General features: G+C 69.7%; 22 protein-coding genes. 15 read left to right on the top strand and 7 right to left on the bottom strand.

Translation table 11 applies throughout. The annotated features are described in order from the left end of the window. Window positions 1-175: 175 nt before the first annotated feature. The 5 genes from tuf to ACGFZF_RS31530 form a co-directional block, all read right to left on the bottom strand. Window positions 176-1,369, bottom strand: a complete 1,194-nt coding sequence (gene tuf, locus ACGFZF_RS31550) for an elongation factor Tu (RefSeq protein ID WP_147980746.1) — start codon at window positions 1,367-1,369, stop codon at window positions 176-178. A gap of 152 nt (window positions 1,370-1,521) precedes the next feature. Beyond that, a complete protein-coding gene (gene fusA, locus ACGFZF_RS31545) occupies window positions 1,522-3,651 on the bottom strand; it encodes an elongation factor G (protein WP_393559736.1) in 2,130 nt (709 codons plus the stop codon). 38 nt (window positions 3,652-3,689) lie between these two features. Then, window positions 3,690-4,160, bottom strand: coding sequence for a 30S ribosomal protein S7 (rpsG, locus tag ACGFZF_RS31540; RefSeq protein WP_003966970.1), 471 nt, complete (start codon window positions 4,158-4,160; stop codon window positions 3,690-3,692). 2 nt (window positions 4,161-4,162) lie between these two features. Beyond that, the gene (gene rpsL / locus ACGFZF_RS31535; RefSeq protein ID WP_003948652.1) at window positions 4,163-4,534 is read right to left on the bottom strand and encodes a 30S ribosomal protein S12; all 372 of its coding nucleotides are present in this window, start codon (window positions 4,532-4,534) and stop codon (window positions 4,163-4,165) included. Between the two features lie 389 nt (window positions 4,535-4,923). Further along, window positions 4,924-5,373 carry a helix-turn-helix domain-containing protein gene (locus tag ACGFZF_RS31530; RefSeq protein ID WP_393559734.1) on the bottom strand — a complete coding sequence of 150 codons (450 nt, stop codon included), beginning with the start codon at window positions 5,371-5,373 and terminating at the stop codon, window positions 4,924-4,926. A gap of 238 nt (window positions 5,374-5,611) precedes the next feature. Here ACGFZF_RS31530 and ACGFZF_RS31525 point away from each other — a divergent pair, with 238 nt between their 5' ends. From ACGFZF_RS31525 to ACGFZF_RS31515, 3 genes are read left to right on the top strand one after another with little or no spacing between them, the layout of a single operon-like run. After that, entirely contained in the window at window positions 5,612-6,016 is a 405-nt protein-coding gene (locus ACGFZF_RS31525) for a WhiB family transcriptional regulator (protein WP_393559733.1), read from the top strand. Then, window positions 6,009-6,776, top strand: a complete 768-nt coding sequence (locus ACGFZF_RS31520) for a hypothetical protein (RefSeq protein ID WP_393559731.1) — start codon at window positions 6,009-6,011, stop codon at window positions 6,774-6,776. The genes ACGFZF_RS31525 and ACGFZF_RS31520 overlap by 8 nt, the downstream gene beginning before the upstream one ends. Then, window positions 6,770-6,973: a hypothetical protein gene (locus ACGFZF_RS31515; RefSeq protein WP_356776077.1), complete on the top strand. Its 204-nt coding sequence runs from the start codon at window positions 6,770-6,772 to the stop codon at window positions 6,971-6,973. Before ACGFZF_RS31520 ends, ACGFZF_RS31515 begins: the two co-directional genes overlap by 7 nt. Before the next feature lie 281 nt (window positions 6,974-7,254). Here ACGFZF_RS31515 and ACGFZF_RS31510 read toward each other — a convergent pair whose 3' ends face one another. Continuing rightward, window positions 7,255-7,626: a hypothetical protein gene (locus ACGFZF_RS31510; RefSeq protein ID WP_393559729.1), complete on the bottom strand. Its 372-nt coding sequence runs from the start codon at window positions 7,624-7,626 to the stop codon at window positions 7,255-7,257. Window positions 7,627-7,878: 252 nt separating this feature from the next. On the opposite strand from ACGFZF_RS31510, the gene ACGFZF_RS31505 reads away from it, so the two are divergent. From ACGFZF_RS31505 to ACGFZF_RS31490, 4 genes are all read left to right on the top strand, one after another. Next, complete coding sequence (locus ACGFZF_RS31505) at window positions 7,879-8,286, top strand: hypothetical protein (RefSeq protein ID WP_393559727.1); 408 nt, start codon at window positions 7,879-7,881, stop codon at window positions 8,284-8,286. 135 nt (window positions 8,287-8,421) lie between these two features. Continuing rightward, window positions 8,422-9,033 carry a phage tail protein gene (locus tag ACGFZF_RS31500; RefSeq protein WP_393559725.1) on the top strand — a complete coding sequence of 204 codons (612 nt, stop codon included), beginning with the start codon at window positions 8,422-8,424 and terminating at the stop codon, window positions 9,031-9,033. An 88-nt stretch (window positions 9,034-9,121) separates the two neighbouring features. After that, the gene (locus ACGFZF_RS31495) at window positions 9,122-9,412 is read left to right on the top strand and encodes a hypothetical protein (protein ID WP_393559723.1); all 291 of its coding nucleotides are present in this window, start codon (window positions 9,122-9,124) and stop codon (window positions 9,410-9,412) included. 116 nt (window positions 9,413-9,528) lie between these two features. Continuing rightward, on the top strand, window positions 9,529-9,813 hold the full coding sequence (locus ACGFZF_RS31490) for a hypothetical protein (protein WP_393559721.1): 285 nt from the start codon (window positions 9,529-9,531) through the stop codon (window positions 9,811-9,813). Between the two features lie 52 nt (window positions 9,814-9,865). Here the strand turns inward: ACGFZF_RS31490 and ACGFZF_RS31485 are convergent, their stop codons facing one another. Then, the gene (locus ACGFZF_RS31485; RefSeq protein WP_393559719.1) at window positions 9,866-10,663 is read right to left on the bottom strand and encodes a hypothetical protein; all 798 of its coding nucleotides are present in this window, start codon (window positions 10,661-10,663) and stop codon (window positions 9,866-9,868) included. 303 nt (window positions 10,664-10,966) lie between these two features. Here ACGFZF_RS31485 and ACGFZF_RS31480 point away from each other — a divergent pair, with 303 nt between their 5' ends. The 8 genes from ACGFZF_RS31480 to ACGFZF_RS31445 all read left to right on the top strand — a co-directional run bounded on the left by ACGFZF_RS31480 (window position 10,967) and on the right by ACGFZF_RS31445 (window position 19,258). After that, window positions 10,967-11,158: a hypothetical protein gene (locus ACGFZF_RS31480; protein ID WP_393559717.1), complete on the top strand. Its 192-nt coding sequence runs from the start codon at window positions 10,967-10,969 to the stop codon at window positions 11,156-11,158. A 178-nt stretch (window positions 11,159-11,336) separates the two neighbouring features. Further along, entirely contained in the window at window positions 11,337-12,059 is a 723-nt protein-coding gene (locus ACGFZF_RS31475) for a hypothetical protein (protein ID WP_393559715.1), read from the top strand. A 59-nt stretch (window positions 12,060-12,118) separates the two neighbouring features. After that, complete coding sequence (locus tag ACGFZF_RS31470; protein WP_393559713.1) at window positions 12,119-13,321, top strand: phage tail protein; 1,203 nt, start codon at window positions 12,119-12,121, stop codon at window positions 13,319-13,321. After that, complete coding sequence (locus ACGFZF_RS31465; protein WP_393559711.1) at window positions 13,318-14,583, top strand: tape-measure protein; 1,266 nt, start codon at window positions 13,318-13,320, stop codon at window positions 14,581-14,583. Before ACGFZF_RS31470 ends, ACGFZF_RS31465 begins: the two co-directional genes overlap by 4 nt. Before the next feature lie 42 nt (window positions 14,584-14,625). Continuing rightward, complete coding sequence (locus ACGFZF_RS31460) at window positions 14,626-15,549, top strand: phage distal tail protein (RefSeq protein ID WP_393559709.1); 924 nt, start codon at window positions 14,626-14,628, stop codon at window positions 15,547-15,549. 74 nt (window positions 15,550-15,623) lie between these two features. Beyond that, window positions 15,624-16,811, top strand: a complete 1,188-nt coding sequence (locus tag ACGFZF_RS31455) for a hypothetical protein (RefSeq protein ID WP_393559707.1) — start codon at window positions 15,624-15,626, stop codon at window positions 16,809-16,811. Window positions 16,812-16,848: 37 nt separating this feature from the next. Continuing rightward, on the top strand, window positions 16,849-18,063 hold the full coding sequence (locus tag ACGFZF_RS31450; protein ID WP_393559705.1) for a hypothetical protein: 1,215 nt from the start codon (window positions 16,849-16,851) through the stop codon (window positions 18,061-18,063). A gap of 52 nt (window positions 18,064-18,115) precedes the next feature. Then, entirely contained in the window at window positions 18,116-19,258 is a 1,143-nt protein-coding gene (locus ACGFZF_RS31445) for a hypothetical protein (protein ID WP_393559703.1), read from the top strand. Window positions 19,259-19,263: the final 5 nt, after the last annotated feature.

Here is a 19,263-nt window from a genome sequence, read left to right as displayed (position 1 = left end):
GACACAGCCAACCGGATGGATGCTACTGGCAGCTACTGTCACGGGCGCCACTGGGGTCACAACTGTCACACAAGATCACCGGAACAGACGAGGGCCCCCGTCCCGCCGCGAACGGCGGGCCGGGGGCCCTCTGATGACGCTCCGTCAGGAGCGGCGCAGGTCAGACGATCGACAATTACTTGTTGATCTTGACGACCTGGCCGGCGCCCACGGTCCGGCCACCCTCACGGATGGCGAACTTGAGGCCCTCCTCCATGGCGACGGGCTGGATCAGCTCGACGGTCATGGAGGTGTTGTCGCCCGGCATGACCATCTCGGTGCCCTCGGGGAGGGTCACGACGCCGGTCACGTCCGTGGTACGGAAGTAGAACTGCGGGCGGTAGTTGTTGAAGAAGGGGGTGTGACGGCCACCCTCGTCCTTCGACAGGATGTAGGCCTGGGCCTCGAAGCTCGTGTGCGGCGTGACCGAACCCGGCTTGATGATGACCTGGCCGCGCTCGACGTCCTCGCGCTTGATGCCACGGAGGAGCAGACCGACGTTCTCACCGGCCTGGCCCTCGTCGAGCAGCTTGCGGAACATCTCGATGCCGGTGACCGTGGTGGTGACCTTCTCGGTCTTGATACCGACGATGTCGACGGTCTCGTTGACCTTGAGGACACCACGCTCGATACGACCGGTGACGACGGTGCCACGACCGGTGATCGTGAAGACGTCCTCGATCGGCATCAGGAACGGCTTGTCGACGTCACGCTCGGGCTGCGGGATCGCCTCGTCGACGGCGGCCATCAGGTTCAGGACCGACTGGCCCCACTCCTTGTCGCCCTCGAGCGCCTTGAGCGCCGAGACCTTGACGACCGGCAGGTCGTCGCCCGGGAACTCGTACTCGGAGAGGAGCTCACGGACCTCGAGCTCGACGAGCTCCAGGATCTCCTCGTCGTCCACCATGTCGGCCTTGTTCAGGGCGACGACGATGTACGGAACGCCGACCTGGCGGGCCAGGAGCACGTGCTCCTTGGTCTGCGGCATCGGGCCGTCGGTGGCGGCGACCACGAGGATGGCGCCGTCCATCTGCGCGGCACCCGTGATCATGTTCTTGATGTAGTCCGCGTGACCGGGGCAGTCGACGTGGGCGTAGTGACGCGACTCGGTCTGGTACTCGACGTGCGCGATCGAGATCGTGATACCGCGCTGGCGCTCCTCGGGAGCCTTGTCGATCTGGTCGAAGGCCGAGGCCTCGTTCAGGTCCGGGTACGCGTCGTGCAGCACCTTGGTAATGGCGGCCGTGAGGGTCGTCTTACCGTGGTCAATGTGACCGATGGTGCCGATGTTGACGTGCGGCTTAGTCCGCTCGAACTTCGCCTTCGCCACTGGGTCCTCCTGTGGAGTGGTTCTGTACGCCTTGCTTCATCGGCGCCAGGTGATCTTTGCTGGGATGCCACTCGCCGGGGCCCGATTCCCTCGGGCTTCGGGGGCTGAGCCCCGGCGACTGGTGTCAAGCCTAAAGCGTGAACTCGGGAGAGTTACTCGCCCTTGGCCTTCGCGATGATCTCCTCGGCGACGTTCCGCGGAACCTCGGCGTAGGAGTCGAACTGCATCGAGTAGCTTGCGCGACCCGAGGTCTTGCTGCGGAGGTCTCCGACGTAGCCGAACATCTCCGAGAGGGGCACGAGGCCCTTCACGACGCGAGCGCCGCTGCGCTCCTCCATGGCCTGAATCTGGCCACGGCGGGAGTTGATGTCGCCGATGACCTCGCCCATGTAGTCCTCGGGCGTGGTGACCTCGACGGACATCATCGGCTCGAGGATGACCGGCGAAGCCTTGCGCGCGGCCTCCTTGAAGGCCTGCGAACCGGCGATCTTGAACGCGAGCTCGGAGGAGTCGACCTCGTGGTAGCCACCGTCGAGAAGAATGACGCGGACGCCGGTCATCTCGTAGCCGGCCAGGATGCCGAACTGCATGGCCTCCTGCGCACCCGCGTCGACCGAAGGGATGTACTCCTTCGGGATGCGGCCACCGGTGACCTTGTTCACGAACTCGTACGAGGCGTCGCCGCCCTCGATGGGCTCGATCGCGATCTGCACCTTGGCGAACTGACCGGTACCACCGGTCTGCTTCTTGTGGGTGTAGTCCAGTCGCTCGACGGCCTTGCGGATCGTCTCGCGGTACGCGACCTGCGGCTTGCCGACGTTCGCCTCGACCTTGAACTCGCGACGCATACGGTCGACGAGGATGTCGAGGTGAAGCTCGCCCATACCACCGATGATGGTCTGGCCGGTCTCCTCGTCAGAGTGAACCTGGAAGGAGGGGTCCTCCTCCGCGAGACGCTGGATGGCGACACCCAGCTTCTCCTGGTCACCCTTGGACTTGGGCTCGATGGCGACCTGAATGACCGGCGCCGGGAAGTCCATGGACTCCAGGATGACCGGGTTCTTCTCGTCGCACAGCGTCTCACCGGTGGTGGTCTGCTTGAGGCCCATGACGGCGACGATGTCGCCGGCGCCCACCGAGTCGATCTCCTCACGCTTGTTCGCGTGCATGCGGTAGATCTTGCCGATGCGCTCCCTCTTGCCCTTGACGGAGTTCAGCACCGCGGTGCCGGCCTCCAGGCGACCGGAGTAGATCCGGACGAAGGTGAGCTTGCCGAGGTGCGGGTCGCTCGCGATCTTGAACGCGAGGGCCGACAGCGGCTCGTCGTCGGACGGCTTGCGCTTGACGACCAGCTCCGCGTCCTTGACGTCGTGGCCCTCGATGGCCTCGACGTCCAGGGGGGAGGGGAGGTAGCGCACGACCGCGTCGAGCAGGGGCTGGACGCCCTTGTTCTTGAACGCGGTGCCACAGAAGACGGGGGTGATCGTCTTCTCGCCGCCACCCTTGCCGGAGGCAATGGTGATGCGACGGACGGCGGCGTAGAGCTGCTCCTCGGTGGGCTCGACGCCCTCGAGGAAGAGCTCCATGATCTCTTCGTCGTTCTCGGCGACGGTCTCGACCAGCTTGCCGCGCCACTCTTCAGCGGCCTCGGCGTGCGAGGCGGGGATGTCGACGACGTCGTACATCTCGCCCTTGGTCGCTTCCGCGGACCAGACCAGGGCCTTCATGCGGACGAGGTCCACGACACCCTGGAAGTCCATCTCGGCACCGATGGGCAGCTGCATGACGATCGGGACGGCGCCGAGGCGGTCCACGATCATGTCCACGCAGCGGTGGAACTCGGCGCCCGTACGGTCGAGCTTGTTGACGAAGCAGATGCGCGGAACGCCGTAGCGGTCCGCCTGACGCCAGACGGTCTCGGACTGCGGCTCGACACCGGCGACACCGTCGAACACCGTGACGGCACCGTCGAGCACGCGGAGCGAACGCTCCACCTCGACCGTGAAGTCGACGTGACCCGGGGTGTCGATGATGTTGATGGTGTGATCAACGTCCTCGAGCGGCCAGTGACAGGTCGTCGCGGCAGACGTGATGGTGATGCCGCGCTCCTGCTCCTGCTCCATCCAGTCCATCGTGGCAGCGCCGTCGTGGACTTCACCGATCTTGTAAGACACACCGGTGTAGAACAGGATGCGCTCGGTGGTCGTCGTCTTGCCCGCGTCGATGTGGGCCATGATCCCGATGTTGCGGACCTTGGCCAGGTCAAGCGAAGTGGTGGCCATAAGGCTCAATCTTCTCTCGGTCTCGATGTGGGTAGCGACTACCAGCGGTAGTGCGCGAAGGCCTTGTTGGACTCGGCCATCTTGTGCGTGTCCTCACGCTTCTTGACCGAAGCACCGAGGCCGTTGGAGGCGTCGAGGAGCTCGTTCATGAGGCGCTCGGTCATGGTCTTCTCGCGACGGGCGCGGGAGTAACCGACGAGCCAGCGGAGCGCGAGGGTGGAGGCGCGACCGGGCTTGACCTCGATCGGCACCTGGTAGGTGGCGCCACCGACACGGCGGGACTTGACCTCGAGGGACGGCTTCACGTTCTCGAGGGCGCGCTTCAGCGTGATGACCGGGTCGTTGCCGGTCTTCTCGCGGAGGCCTTCCATGGCGCCGTAGACGATGCGCTCGGCGGTGGAACGCTTGCCGTCCAGCAGGATCTTGTTGATCAGCGAGGTGACAAGAGGAGAGCTGTAGACCGGGTCGATGATGACCGGGCGCTTCGGGGCGGGGCCCTTACGAGGCATTCTTACTTCTCCTTCTTGGCGCCGTAGCGGCTGCGAGCCTGCTTACGGTTCTTGACGCCCTGCGTGTCGAGGGAACCGCGGATGATCTTGTAACGAACACCCGGCAGGTCCTTCACACGGCCACCACGCACGAGCACGATGGAGTGCTCCTGCAGGTTGTGACCCTCACCCGGGATGTAGGCCGTGACCTCGATGCCCGAGGTCAGACGCACACGCGCGACCTTACGGAGGGCCGAGTTCGGCTTCTTCGGGGTGGTCGTGAACACACGCGTGCAGACGCCACGACGCTGAGGGGAACCCTCGAGTGCGGGCGTCTTGTTCTTCTCGACCTTGTCCTGCCGGCCCTTCCGGACCAGCTGCTGGATCGTAGGCACTACTTCTCCGGTTTCTGTGTGCCGTCGGTGAAACTAACCTGGAACACTGCCGACCCACGCGGTCGGGTGTGTCGAATGCTGCGGACTTCCGCCAGGGCGGAAAAGGCGCAGATTGCGGTGGCCGTTCGCGGACTCACTGTGCGGTTGAGGACACGCACGCAAGCCCAGGCACACCCCAGGCACAAGGTCTGAGCGTACCTACCGCATGGACTCCGGTCAAAACAAATGCCCACGCGCACCGGTACCCGGCCGACATGGGAGAACGAATCCCGGGCACCCCCGGCCCGCGGCCGGCGCGGCGGGCCCGCGGACCCGCCGCGGACCGCGCGCCGGGGCGGGCCCTTCCGGGCGGGCCGGGGGCGGGTGCGGGCCCGGCGGCGCGGGGAGGGTCAGTCCCGGACGGCGCGGCGCGGCTCGCCCGGGGTGCGGGTCTCCGCGTCCTCCTCGCCGGGCTCCAGGAACTGGTTGACGACCTTGACGAACACGCCCATCCGCTCGTCGGGGACCCCGAGCCAGCGCGCGAAGTCCTCCATGGTGGGCTGCCAGTCGTCGGGCGGCAGCAGGTCCTCGGCCAGGGGCAGTTCCTCGGGAGTGACCCGGCCGGACCGGATCAGCATGTCGCGGACGGAGACCCCGAGCAGGGGGGCGATCCGGCGCATCGTCTCCAGGTCGGGCATGCTCTGCCGCTGGAGCAGCCGGGTCACGGCGGCGCGGTGGACGCCGGCCTCGTCGGCGATCCGGGACTTGCCTCCGCCACGCGGGCTGTCGATGTCGTAGCCGCGCTCTCTCATCAGGCTTTCCACCCAGCCTGCGAATGCGTCGAGCCCTTGTGTGCTCATGTGTACCGCTCCCTTACTCCCCACCCTCCGGGCCCACACTCTAGCGTGCTTGCGCGCGCAGAATTACGTGCTTTCGGGCACGCAACCGTGTCGAAACGGTGAAGGATCCTTCCTTTTGTTGTTGCGCGCTCGCACGCAACATGTCACTCTCTGAGTCGCCGCCGCACTCGTCGGCCTCACGAGTCCCAGGAGCCCCTCCGGCCCCAGGACTCGGTGGCCCGGACCGTGGAGATGAACCTTGCTCCTGCCCGACTCGACCCCATGGCAGGCCGCCGCCGCGTGCGTCGGCCTCTCCCCGTCCGTCGTCTTCGCCCGCCGCGCCCAGCAGGCCGCCCCGGCGCTGCGCGCCTGCGCCGCCTGCCCCGTCAGCCGTGAGTGCGAGACGGCCGTGGCGCCCGCGGAGAGCTACTTCGACGGCGTCTGCGCGGGCCGCCTGTGGCGCAACGGCCGCCCCGTCGTCGCGCGCCGCGGCCGGCACTCCGCCGACACCGCGCGGCGGACCGGCACGGTGGATCTGCCCCGCGCGGTCGCCCCGGCCGCCGTACGCGACACCCCGGCCGGCCCCCGCGGCGCCACCGGCCCCGGAACGCCCGCCGTCCCCGTCGCCGCGAGCGCCGCGCACCCGGGCGGCGGACGTGACTGAGAGCCGCCTCCTCGCCGCCGACCAGGTCGTCCGGGACATCGCGCTCTGGACCGCCGCCCTCGTACGCCAGTTTCCCGAGCTCGCCTCGGAGCTGGCCCCCGGACGCCGCTCCCCCGCCGGGGCCGCACCCACCGCGCCGCACCCGGGCCGCGACGAGCTCATCCGCGAGGAGCGGCGCGAGGCGCTGCTCCTCCAGCAGCGGCACGGACTCTCCGTTCCCGGCCACGGCGCCGCCCCGATCCGGCTCCACGTGTCCGACGCCATCCGTGACATCACCGACGGCGTCGTGGAACTGGAGGAGGCCGTCTGCGCCCGCCTCGGCCTGCCCCGGCCGCGCCGGGCCGGGGTCGTCGAACGCCTCCGCCGCGTCGCCGGACTCCTCGACGCCGTGGCCGGCCATCCCGTGCTCGCCCGCCACGTCCGGGACGAACTGCGCCGAATGGCCCGCCGGTGCGCCCGCACGCTGGGCGACACCGAGACGGTCGTCCGGGTCTCCGGTCGCTGCCCCTGGTGCGACTCGGTGTCGCTGCGGGCGTTCACGGACCGCCGCGCGGTCCTCTGCGTGAACCCGGCCTGCCTCTGCACGGACGAGGTGTGCGGCTGCCAGGACGATCCCGCGTACCGGCACCTGTGGCCGGAGGCGGAGTGGCACGAGCTGGCCGAGGCGTCCGGGGCCCGTACGGACGAGATCGAGGCGGCGATGGACACCACCAGCGCCGTGGACACCGTCCCGAACCCGACGGAGGAGAGCCCGTGCTGACGTCCCCCGCCCTGCCGGCCCTGATCCCCGGCCCGCTGGCCGCCTCGGAGGCCGGGGTCGCCCCGGCGACGATCCGCAAGTGGGTCCAGCTGGGCCACCTGCGCGCGGCCGGCAAGGCGGGCCGGGCCCAGCTCTTCCGCCTGGAGGACGTCTTCGCCGCGGAACGCCTGGCGAGCCGCCGCACCCGCACCGCGTAGTCCGCCACGAAGAAGGCCCTGCCCGGCCCCACTCACCCGCCCCCGCTTCGAAGCGCCCCGCGTCCCTGAAGGACGCGGGGCGCTTTCGTCATGCCTCCGGGAGCGGCCGCCGAGCGCGGGTGGCCCCGGTCGGGCGGCGGCAGGCCGAGCCGTCCCGAAGACGGACCTGTCGCCCGGTCATCCCGATGAGATCGGTGGCCGTCGTCGCGGCCGAGCGCCCCGGCCGACGCCGGACCAGTTGCCCGAGCGGACCGCGAAGGGCTCGGGTGTCCGGCGGCCGGTCACCTGCGCAGCCAGCCCTTCTTGGGCGGATCGGCGGGGACCGGCTCCCGGGTGAGCAGCAATTCGGCGGCGCAGATGCGCATGTGCCTGGCGAGCGTGGTGGGGCTGCTGGAGCCCTCGTACCAGACCGACCACGTCTGCTCCACGAGCCAGCTCGTAGGGGACGTCCGGAACACGAGACGGCCGCACTTCTCGGGATCGGCGCCTCGCACGTAGGTCCGACTCATTTCCTCCGCCCGGGCGACGGCTGCGTCCCGTCCGCCGTCGACGGCGAGCTTGACCACCAGGTCCCAGGTCTCCCCGCCGCTGTGGAACTCGTTCGTCTCCACCAGCACGTACCAGCTCATGACCTCGCGCCCCCTGTCCTCCATGCATGTGCGCTCAACATAGAGGAGCCCTCCGGCCGGAATTCCGAAGCCGATCCCTCCCGAACTAGTTGCGTGCGCGCACGCTCTCTGTCACAGTTGGTGCAACGGCGGAGCTGTGCCCGACAAGGGGTCACGGTCTCCGCCGTTCGCCGTCCGGGAGCGCTCCGCGCCCCCTTCCCCGTGTCGAGCGCCCCGGGCGGTACCCGCACCTCTGGCACCCCGTCCCGCCCTCCCCTTCCACCGAGGAGAACCGTCATGACCACTCCCCCGAGTGCGTTCCCGGACGTCGAGAAGCTGGTCGTCGACGTCCTCAAGGCCGACCCGGCCCTGACCGGCGTCACCGTCGCCGCGCAGGCGCCGGCCGGCTTCGACGGCACGCAGAACGCCGTCCTCGTGAACCGCCGCGGCGGCGCCTGGCTCGGCGACCTGCACGTCGACATGCCACTGATCGAGTTCGAGGTGTACGGACCGACCAAGACAGCGGCCCACGTCCTCGCCAACGCCGCCCGGCGCGCCCTGCTCGCCACCATCGGCAAGCAGATCGGCGCGAACGTCGTCAGCGACGTCGAGGAGCAGGACGGGCCGCGCTGGATGCCCGACTACCTCTACCGGGGCGCGAACCGCTACCTCTGCGTGATCCGCCTCTCCGTGAACGTCTTCTAGACGCTCCCCCGGCGCCCTCCCTCTCGGGCGACCCCACAGACCAGGCCTCGCCGTCCGGCGGGGCCTTTGCCGTACCCGGACCCACCGCCGGGGCGGTGCCTTCTCACACCCCTCTCACCAAGGAGCAAACCCACCATGGCAGGAAACAACTCCGCCGAGATCCGCGTCGCAGGCATCGGCAAGCTCTACGTGGCCGACGCCGGCACCTCCCTCCCGGCCACCTTCGGCACGGACTCCGCCGCCGACTGGTCCGGTGCGGGCTGGAAGGACCTCGGCTTCACCTCCGGCGACGGCGTCACGTTCTCGAAGAAGGACAAGCTGGAGGCCATCGACTCGTGGCAGTCGGTCTCCCCGGTCCACTACATCTACTCGAGCCGTGACCTGTCGCTGAAGTTCTCGCTGCTCCAGTTCAACGAGGACACGCTGCCGTTCTTCATGGGCGGCGACGCGGTCAAGGCCGAGCCGACCCCGGCCGTGGACACCTACCGGTACGAGATCGCGGAGCGTCCGTTCGCCGACGTGCGCGCCCTCGGCCTGGAGTTCACGGACGTCAAGGCCGGCGGCACCACCGCGGTGAAGTACCGCTTCATCATCCCGCGCGGCCAGGTCACCGCCACGGACGACATCAAGCTGGCCCGCAAGGCCGCCGCCCAGCTGGGCGTCACCTTCACCGCCATGTCGAAGGGCGACGGCAAGCCGCTGGCCACCTTCCTCATGAAGGACAGCCAGTACTCCGCGACCGTCTGATCCTTCGCCGCCCGGGGCGGGACGGCGCACCGCCGTCCCGCCCCACCCCTCTCCTCTTCACTCACTCGAACAAGGAGTACGCATCACCATGAGCCGTTTCGACGTCAACGCCGCCCGCGCCCAGCGCATGGAGGCCCACGGCCGCACCTGGTCCTTCGAGCTGGACGGCGAGTCCTACACGCTGCCCACCGAGCTGTCCCGCAGGACCGCGAAGGCGCTGCGCGGGCTCGACGACAACGACGTGGACGGTCTGCTCGCGCTCCTGATGGGTGAGGAGCAGTTCGCCCGCTTCGAGGAGCACGACCTCACGATGCAGGACATCGCCGCCATCCTGGAGGCCTACGGCAAGGAGACCGGGCTCGGCCTGGGGGAAGACTGAGCCTCGTCGAGTTCGCCGACGAACACGCCGAGGCCCTCGAAGCCGACCTGCTGCGGTACTACGACGTCGATCTTCTCGACTGGTACCGCGGCAGCCTCTCCAGCCGGCGTCTCGCCGTGCTGATCACGCATCTTCCGGAGAACAGCGCCGTGCAGCGGGAATTGCACGGCGAGGCCGCGGAGTGGTCGGTCACCGACCACCTCCTCGCGGCAGTGGTGGACCATCTGGCCGTCGCCAACTGGATGTTCGCCGCCGTCAACACCGGCGATGACGGCGACCAGCCCGAGCCGCCGAAGCCCGTCCCTCGCCCGGGCGACTCCGTCGAGGACGACGAGGACGCAGACGACACGGACGAAGCCGGGGCGGTGTCCCCGTCCCAGCTCGCCCGGTTCTTCGGCTGATCCGCGTCCGCCGCCGACGCCACCTCCCCACGGCCCCCGGAGCCCGTTCCCCTCAGGGAGCGGGCTCCGGGGGCGCTTCCTGTGCTCGCTCGGCGGCCAGCTCCTGCTCCAAGGCCCTGGCCCGTTCGGAGAGGCGGCGCTTGCGCGTGTCCGTCGTCGTGTCCGGTTCGTCGGCTTCGGTTCCGCGCCGTTCGGAGGCGGCCCCCGCCTGCACGGGGGCGCTGTCGAGGGGTGGCACGATCGGGCGCCCGCCCTTGCCCCGGACGACCTTCCGCACCGGCTGGGCGCTCCTGCGGGCACGGCTCTCCTGGGCGGTCACCAGAACGTCCGCCTCGGGCTCGGGGTCGGACGCGGGCTCCGCCTCGGGTACGCGTTCGGGCTGCGGCTCCGGCTCGGGTACGTACTCGCGCTCGGGGCGCCGTTCGAACAACTCGCGCTCCCTGCGGACGCGCTCCTCGGCCTCGACCACGACGGCCGGCGGTTCGAGCAACCGGGCGAAAGGCAGCGGGATGACCCGGGCCCCGTCCTGGCTCGTGTCCGTGCGCCGCTGGGGGCGCCGAATTCCACGCGCGTCACCCTGTCCCTGCGCATAGGCGTCGGCGACCCGCTTCTCGTACTCCCGGCGAATGCGGGGCAGCTCGTCCGAGACGGCCTCGGCCCAGCCGGCGGTGAACGCGGCGGTCTCACGGCGGTCAACCTCGGCCCGCGGCAGCACGACCAGGCCCTCCGGGGCATGCCCCGCGACGTGGACGAGTTCGGCAAGCCGGGCGAAGAGGTGAGGCAGATCCGGGTGGGATTCGAGCCAGTCGACCGCCCGCTCCCGCCGGTTAGCGCCCGGCTCCGTGTCCATGCGTCAGCACTGCCTTCCAGCCCCCTGGGATCCCCACGCGCCCCTCGCGTTCCCCGCCCCCCGACTGTGTCGGGTCCGGGGAACGCGCCAACCAGAGTACCCCGGTCGAACACAAGCTCTGATCCGGGACCAACCACCCCAGGGAACACCCGAAGAGACACACCGTCAGGTGTTTCACGCTCGACAAACACCGAACAGATGTTCCACACTCTGTTCGCACAGTAGTTCGAACATGTGGCGCCCCCGCCTCACTCCGCGGCGCCGCCACACACGCAAGGGCAAGCAACCGGAAGGCAGGCGTCCATGACTCAGCAGGCCGAGGCATCGCGACCGCACATCCCGCTCCAGGACCGCCTCCGCCAGCTCCTCGACGGACCCACCGCCCTCGACAAGAGAGCGTTGCTCGGCAGCCTGTGCGCCGAGGTCAGCCGGCGCGAGGCGGTCGCCTACACGGCGGGGTGGAACGACGCCTTCGCCGAACTCCGCCGCCGCTGACGCCGCACGCCACGCCACGCCGGCGGGATCACCCCGCCGCCCGCGCACACGAGCCGCCTCCACCCCACCGGGGAAGGCGGCTCGGGCGTTTCCGGGGTGCGACCCGCACGACACCTCCGAAGAGAGGACAGCCATGGCAACCGTTCCCCAACCCGTGCGCGACGCCACGGAATCCGTGGTGACCTGGCCATCGTGGATCGACCAGAAGGACTACAGCGAGACCAAGAAGACCGCCGTCGGCGCGTCGAGCTCGGTCACGGCGATCAAGGGTGACATCACCCTCATCAAGGCGGAGCTCGCCGGCCTTGCCGTCTTCTCCCTCGGCGCCAGCGTGATCAAGTTCGATTACACCTGGTTCAAGATGGACGAAAAGGGCGTCACGATCAACGGCCGCCAGCGGATCGGCTGGCCGTGGGCCGATCCGGCGAAGAGCGCCAACCTCAAGGCCGAGAACCGTTTCCGTGCCCTGGAGAAGAAGCAGGGCGACCTGAAGGCGGCGCTCGCCCGCCTCGACACGGCACGGACCGACGTGAGCGCGACCCGCACCGCGCAGAGCCAGGCCGAGACCGACATGGAGAACGCGCGGCGCCAGTACCGGTCGGACAGGAGCGCCGCCTCGCTCCAGGCCTTCTTCGAGGCGGAGAAGAAGTTCAAGCAGGCCAAGAAGCTCGCCGACAAGGCCAAGAAGGAGCTCGAGAAGGCGGAGAAGGAAGCCAAGAAGCTGGAGGAAAGGGCTTCCAAGCGCTTCCAGGACGCCAAGAAGTTCGTGGCTGCCGAAGCCGAGGCCAAGAAGAAGTGGGAGAACGCGGGCGACAAGGTCCTGACCGAGGACCTCAACCGCCTGAGGACCGCGGTCGGAAAGGTCACTCTCGAGCTGAACGGCCAGGAGAGCACCCCCTAGGTCCTGTCCGGGCCGGCCGACACCCTCCTCCTCTCCCCTCCCCCTGAAATCAGGTGACCATGTCCCTCAAAAGTGCCCTGACCGCGACCTCGTCGGCACTCAAGACCCTCAAGACCAATGCCGAACAGAGCGCTCAGGCCGTCAGCCGCGTCGGCAGCGGCGCGAACACCGCCTCGAGCAAGGTCAAGCAGCTCAAATCATCGGCCCAGTCCTCCACTTCTCAGCTCAAGAGCCTCAAGACCGCCACGGATCAGGCCGAGAAGTCCATGACGAAAGCCGGCAGGACCGGCGAGTCCGCCGGCACCAAGCTCGGCAAGTACGAGTCCGGCGCGGGCAAGGCCGCCAAGGGCCAGGACAAGCTCAACAAGTCGATGAAGGGCAACTTCCTCGCCCGCCTGATCGAACTGTTCATGCCCCTCATCGAGAAGGTCGTCGAAATGGCGACCCGCTCGAAGACGATGCAGACGATCATGAAGAAGGCCTTCGATGCCATCAAGGTCGTGATCAGCGCGGTCATGAAGGCCATCGGCCCGATCATGAAGAAGGCCGGACAGCTGATCAAGACGGTCTGGAACGGCATCAAGACAGCCATCTCCTCCGTGGTCAAGGCTGTCGCGACCGTCGTCAAGACGTACGTGAACATCTGGAAGACGGTCATCACCACGGTGATGAAGGCCATCAAGACGGTGATCAGCGCCGTCTGGAACGGCATCAAGGCCGTCATCACCCCGGTGGTCAACTGGATCAGGACGGCGATCCCCAGCGCCTTCCAAGCCGTCAAGGACAAGATGTCGTCCATCTGGAACGGCCTCAAGGACATCGCGTCCCGGGCGTTCAACGGCATCAAGAGCGGGGTCTCCGGTCCGATCAACGCTGTCATAGGCCTGATCAATCGAATGATCGGCAGCCTCAACCGGGTCAAGGTCAGCGTGCCCGGCTGGGTGCCGCTCGTCGGCGGCAAGACCTTCGGCGTCAGCATCCCGACCATCCCCATGCTCGCCACCGGTGGTGTCGTCATGCCACGCAACGGCGGTGTCCCGGCGATCCTCGCCGAGGCGGGCGAGGCCGAGGCCGTCCTTCCGCTCTCCAAGCTGGACCGACTGCTCGCCCTCACCGCCCAGCGCGCCCGCGTGTCGGCGCAGATGCAGGCGGGCCGCGGCGCGGGCGGCGCTCTGCACATCGAGCACTATCACGCGGCCCGTAGCAGCGACCCGCAGTCCACGGCCGACGCGCTGATGTACCTGGCGAAGGCACGCGGATGAGTGCCGTCGCACTGACACCGATCTACACGAACCGCCTGCTCGCCGGTGTTCCCGCCGCCATCGGTACCCTTCGCGGCGCCGTCAACCCGGCCAACACCGCGCTCGGCAGCCTGCTGCGCGCGATCCGCGACGCCGGCGGCAGGACCAGCCGGCTCGCCTCGGACGCCAGAGCCGCCGCCACCGCCGCGGGGCGCCTCCGCGCCGATGCGACCTCCGCGGCCGGCTCGGTCACCAAGCTGGGCAGGTCCGCCGCCCCGAGCGGGGTCAAGTCCTTCGGCGACCGGGCGGGCAGGGCCAAGTCGGTGCTCGCCAAGACGGGCGCCGGCGTCGCCGCGATCCTTACCGTCCTGATGCCGCTGCTGCCCTTCACCGATGTCATCACCGGGCTGATGGACAAGTACGGCACGGTCATGACCATCGCCTCCGCCGCCATGATGGCCGTCAACGTCGCCATGCGGGGAAACCCGCTCGGCTTCCTCGTCGGCATCATCCTGCCCGTGGCAGCCGCTCTCATCACGTACGCGATGAACAGCGAAGCAGGCCGGCGGATCATGCAGCAGGTCTTCCAGCAGGCCCTCAAGGGCTTCCAGTCGGTCTGGAAGTTCCTCCAGCCGGTCATGGAGTTCCTCGGCCAGGCGGTCATGACCTACTTCAAGGGATACCTGACCCTCTTCACCACCGCCCTGAAGGTCATCGGCTCCGGCATCGGCGGGCTCTCCGGTGCCGGCACCAGCGTCTCCTCCGCCTCCAACGCCCTGCGCGGGATCGCCTCCGGCTCCATGGGCGGGATCAAGAGCGGCGTCCAGCCGATCCTGTCCTTCATCACGGACAAGATCCCCGGGTTCTTCCATACCGCCAAGGACGCCGTCGGCGGAGCCCTGCGCGGCATCGGCGACCTCATCGAAGGTGCTCTGAGCACGGTCATCGGCGTCGTCAAGGGGCCGATCAACGGCCTCATCGCCTTCGCCAACTGGATCATCGACGGGCTCAACGAGCTCAGCTTCGAGATCCCCCTCACCGGCAAGAAGTTCGGCGTCGAGATCGACAAGATCCCGATGCTCGCCGAAGGCGGCATCGTCCTCCCCGGCACCGCGGACGACTTCCGCATCGACCCGCTGTCCCAGCTGGACAACCGCCGCGTCCCGGCCCTCACCGAGGCGCCCCGACCGCCGCACCGCATCCGGGACTTCCACGAGGAGCCCGGCGCCGGCCCCCGGTCGACCGCGGAGGACCTGCTCTTCCTCGCGGCGGCACGCGCCTGAGCCGTCCGCCCTGGCCCCCTTCAGAAACGAGGTGACGGCCCCATGGCCGAGACCACGACCGCCTACGCCGGAAACAGTTACACCGCCGACCTCGCGCCCGGCTCACTCATCACCCAGGACGGGCAGATGCAGTGGGCCGGGCTTCTCATCGGCCCCGGCACCCCCTTCTCCGTCGACCGTTCCGGACTGACCGGCTGGGAGGACCTGCCCGAGTACGACTCCTCCGACGCCGACCGCCCCACCTCGCACGGCGCCTGGCCCGGCTCCCGCTACGCCAAGCCGCGCAAGATCGGCGGCACCATCGTGCTGATGCCGGAGTGGAACGGCGCGACCGAGGCCATCCGCGCCCTGCGGCAGTCGCTCGCCCTGCTCGACGAGGAGCGCTGGCTCACCGTCCGGCTGCACGGCGAACTGCTCGCCGTGCGCGCCCGGATCGCCCAGCGGGTGGTCCCCGCCGACCAGGGCTTCGCCACGCAGGGCAGCTCGAAGATGTCGATCCAGTGGCTCGCGGCCGACCCGCGTCGCTACGTCGTGAACGAGCAGGCCGCCGTCACGACCGCGCCGCAGCCCGAGTCCGGCCTCACCTGGCCGCTGGTCTGGCCGCTCAACTGGGGTCAGGCCAGGTCCACCGGCGACGCCGTGGCCGAGAACACCGGCTCCGCGCCGACCCACCCGGTGATCGTCTTCCGCGGACCCTGCTCCATGCCCACCGTCACCGAGCGCGTCAGCAAGCGCCGGCTGCGGTACGCGATCGACCTGGCCGCCGGCGACGAGCTCGTCGTCGACACCGCGGCCGGCACGGTCACCCTCAACAACACCGCGTCCCGCCGCCACACCGCGATGGCCGACTCCAGCCCCGAGGAGCTGTTCCTCCTCGAACCGGGCCGGACCGAGCTGGCCTTCCGGCCCGACACCGCCACCCCGGACGCCCTGATGACGATCCGCTGGCGCAGCGCCGAGTGGTGACCGGGCGCCCCCGCCCCGCGGTCCGCCGTGCCGCACGTCCCCCGAAAGCCCCTCCCGATCCCCAGAGGTGAACCATGACCGTACGGGCCGCCTGGCTCCAGCCCACGGGCCAGACCCGCGAGGACACCCGGATCGCCCTTTCCGTGCTGCTCACGCCCAACGGGCAGAGCGCGTCGGAGACTCCGCTGCGCTCCCGCCCCGGCATCGTCCCCGGCGGCCTCGTGCTGACCGGGACCTCCCCCATGCAGTGCTCGATCGGCACCGGCCGGGCCGTCGTCCAGGGCGGCGACACCGCCCAGGGCGCGTACATGGTCGCGGTGACCGCACCCGAGACGCTGACCATCGCCGACGGCGACCCGCAGAACGCCCGGATCGACCTGGTCGAACTGGCCGTCCTCGACGACGCCTACGACCGCACCGGTGCCACCGAAGCGGTGATCCGGCTGGTCAAGGGCGCCCCCTCGGCCACCCCGGTCGCCCCCGTCTCGGGCCCCGGAAGCGCCTTCCCGCTCTACACCGTCACGGTGCCGGCCGGCACGTCGGCCGGCACCGGCGGCATCGCCTGGAACACCGCCGTCACCACCCTGCACTACCCGATGACGGCGCTCGGCGGGATCATGCCGACCAGCGGATTCAAGGGCGCCTACGTCGGCCAGTACCGCGACGTCGCCGGCCTGCTCCAGCGCTGGGACGGCACGACCTGGGTCTCCTATCCGAAGCCGATCGGCGGCATCGCCCCGCACGGCACCATGACGACCGGCGCCTACACCGGCCAGTACCGCGACAACGCCGGCATCCTCCAGCGCTGGGACGGCACGGCCTGGCAGTACGCCGAGGGCAAGGCGACGATCCTCTTCAGCGCCTCCCAGACCGCCATGCAGAGCATCCCGGTCAACGAATGGACGACCGTCACCCTCCAAGGCGTCGACATCGACGACTTCGGGGGCTGGAGCGGCGGCAACACCTACACCGTGCCGCGCACGGGCTGGTGGCGGGTCTCCGGACACGTCTGCTGGTCGGGCGACTCCGCCAACAACATGCGCGGCGCCCGCATCCTCTCCGGTGGTGTCGGCGTCCCCCGGATGACCTGGCTCACCCCCGCGGGCGGCGGCGCCGTCGTCGTCGGCGGCCAGGGCCTGATCAAGCTCACGGCGGGCAGCACCCTGCAGCTGGCCGCCTTCCAGAACCACACGGCGGCGGTCCGCACCCTCGGCGGCTCCGGGTACTACAGCAACCTCTCCGCCCAGTGGATCCGGTCCTGACCCCGCCCCCGCAGCACCTTCCCGATTGGAGAACCCCATGAACCTGCGCAGCAGCTGGGTCGCCGAGACCGGCCAGACCCGCGAGGACACCCGTCTCACCCAGATCGGTGCGACCAACGCGCTCAACCCCGTCCAGGTCCGCTCCGGCATCCTGCCGGGGTCCTACGACGGCAAGTACCGGCTGTCCGGCTTCTGGATGACCGGCTCCTCCGCCATGTCGGCGGTCGTCTCCGAGGGCCGGGCGATCGTCCAGGGCGAGATCTCCCAGGGCGCCTACCCGGTGACCCTGCCGTCCTCGGAGGTCGTCACCTTCTCCCCGGGCAACGCCCAGTACGGCCGGGTCGACCTGGTCGTCCTGCGGATCTACGACAAGCTCTACGAGGGCAGCAACCGCAACGAGGCCGTCGTCGAGATCATCGAGGGCGTACCGGAGCAGACCCCGAAGGCCCTGCCCGCCCCGGCGCGCAGCCTCCCGCTGTACGAGGTCACCGTGCCGGCCGGCGCCAGCGCGGGCAACGGCGGCATCCCGTGGGCCACCTCGCTCAAGGACCTGCGCACCGCCGTGGTCTCCGCGGGCGGCATCCTGCCCGTCGAGGGTCCCGTCGCCCCGGGCGCCTACCCGGGCCAGTACCAGGACACCGGCAGCGCGATCCAGCGCTGGGACGGCGGCGCCTGGATCTCCTACTCCTCGGCGATCGGCGGCATCGTCCCGAACTCCGCCTCCTCCACCCCGGCCAGCTACACCGGCCAGTACCGGGACGGCACGGGCGGGCAGCTCCAGCGCTGGAACGGCTCGGCATGGGCGGCCGCCTACCCGGGTCCGTACTTCAACGACTCCCTGGACGGGGGCTACACGACGTCCACGACGTACGTGAACACGCTGATCGACCGGGCCGACAACCCGCTGAGCGTGACCTTCACGGCGCCGCCGTCGCGGGCCGCGATCCTCACCTTCGGGTCCCGGATGGAACTCTCCCTGGCCACCGGCACCACGGGCATCGCCAGCTCCGCCTTCATGGGCGTGCGCGTCACCCAGGGCGCCACGGTCGTACGGGAACCGGACGACGAACTGGCCGCGGTGGCCTCCAAGTCGGCCGATCCCACGGACGCCTACTCGGTCGCGACGACGCAGCGCCTGCACAGCCTGACGGCCGGCGCCACCTACACCGTCACCGCGTACTACCGGAGCACGAACACCAACGTGCGGGCCTGGTTCGACAACACCTTCCTCCAGATCACCCCGCAGTACTGAGCCGCGCGCAGCCCGGCAGCCGCCCGACCGCCCCGTCCCACAGGAGATCCCCATGCCCGTACGCTCCGGCTGGCTGATGCCCACCGGCCAGACCCGTCAGAACACCCGCATCACCTCGATCGGCGCCACCACCCCCGCCAACCCGCTCGGCGTCCGCTCCGGCGTCCTGCCCGGCACGTACGACGGCAAGTTCCGCGTCGGCGGACTGTGGATGAGCGGCACCGCCCCGATGACGGCCACCGTCTACCACGGCAGGGCCGTCATCCAGGGCGGCACCACCGACGGCGCGTACCCGGTCGCCCTCGACGAGGACATCACCCTCACCTTCGGCGACGGCGACCCGCTCAACCCGCGCATCGACCTGGTCGTCGTCCGCGTCTACGACAGCGACGTCGACGTCGACGCCCTCGGCAGGTACCAGGCGGTCGTCGAGATCGTCAAGGGCGCCGCGGCGGCCAACCCGGTGGCCCCGAACGCCCCCGCCCGCTCGCTCGTCCTCTTCTCGGTCAGGGTCAAGGCCGGGGCGTCCGCCGGCACGGGCGGCATCGACTGGGCGAACGCCGTCACCGACCTGCGCACCACGACCGTCTCCGCCGGCGGCATCCTGCCCGTCTACAACAACGCGGGCATCGCCGGCTCCTACCCCGGGCAGTACCAGGACAACGACAACGCCCACTTCCTGCAGCGCTGGGACGGCACCGCCTGGGTCGCCTACCCGAAGGAGATCGGCGGCATCGCCCCCACGGGCACGGTGTCCGCCGGCAGCTACGCCGGCCAGTACCGCGACAACGCCGGCACGCTCCAGCGCTGGAACGGCACCTCGTGGGTGAACCACCAGCCGCCGGTCGAGGTCGAGACCACCACCAGCGGCGCGACCGCGCTCGCCAACTGGGGGATGGTCTCGTTCGCCGGCCGCCGGACCAAGGGCGGGCTGTGCAGCATCACGGTCACCGTCACCCGCACCGGGGCCCAGGTCAACGCCGACAGCGCCGGCAACATCGCCGACGAACCGCTGTGCACCCTCCCCGCCGGCTGGCGGCCGGGCATGGACTTCGAGGCATCGGCCTGCGACGGCTACGGCGACGGCGGCGCCAACATCTACACCAGCGGGCAGGTCAACCTGCGCACCTGGTCCTCCAACGGCGCCCTGGCCGCCGGGCGGAACATCCGCGTCTCCGCGACCTACGTCCTGTAAGGGGG

It is taken from the genome of Streptomyces sp. NPDC048338, from assembly GCF_043201055.1.
Taxonomy (GTDB): domain Bacteria; phylum Actinomycetota; class Actinomycetes; order Streptomycetales; family Streptomycetaceae; genus Streptomyces.
Note: the sequence above shows the minus strand (reverse complement) of the source record. Positions and strands in the feature narration are given on the sequence as shown.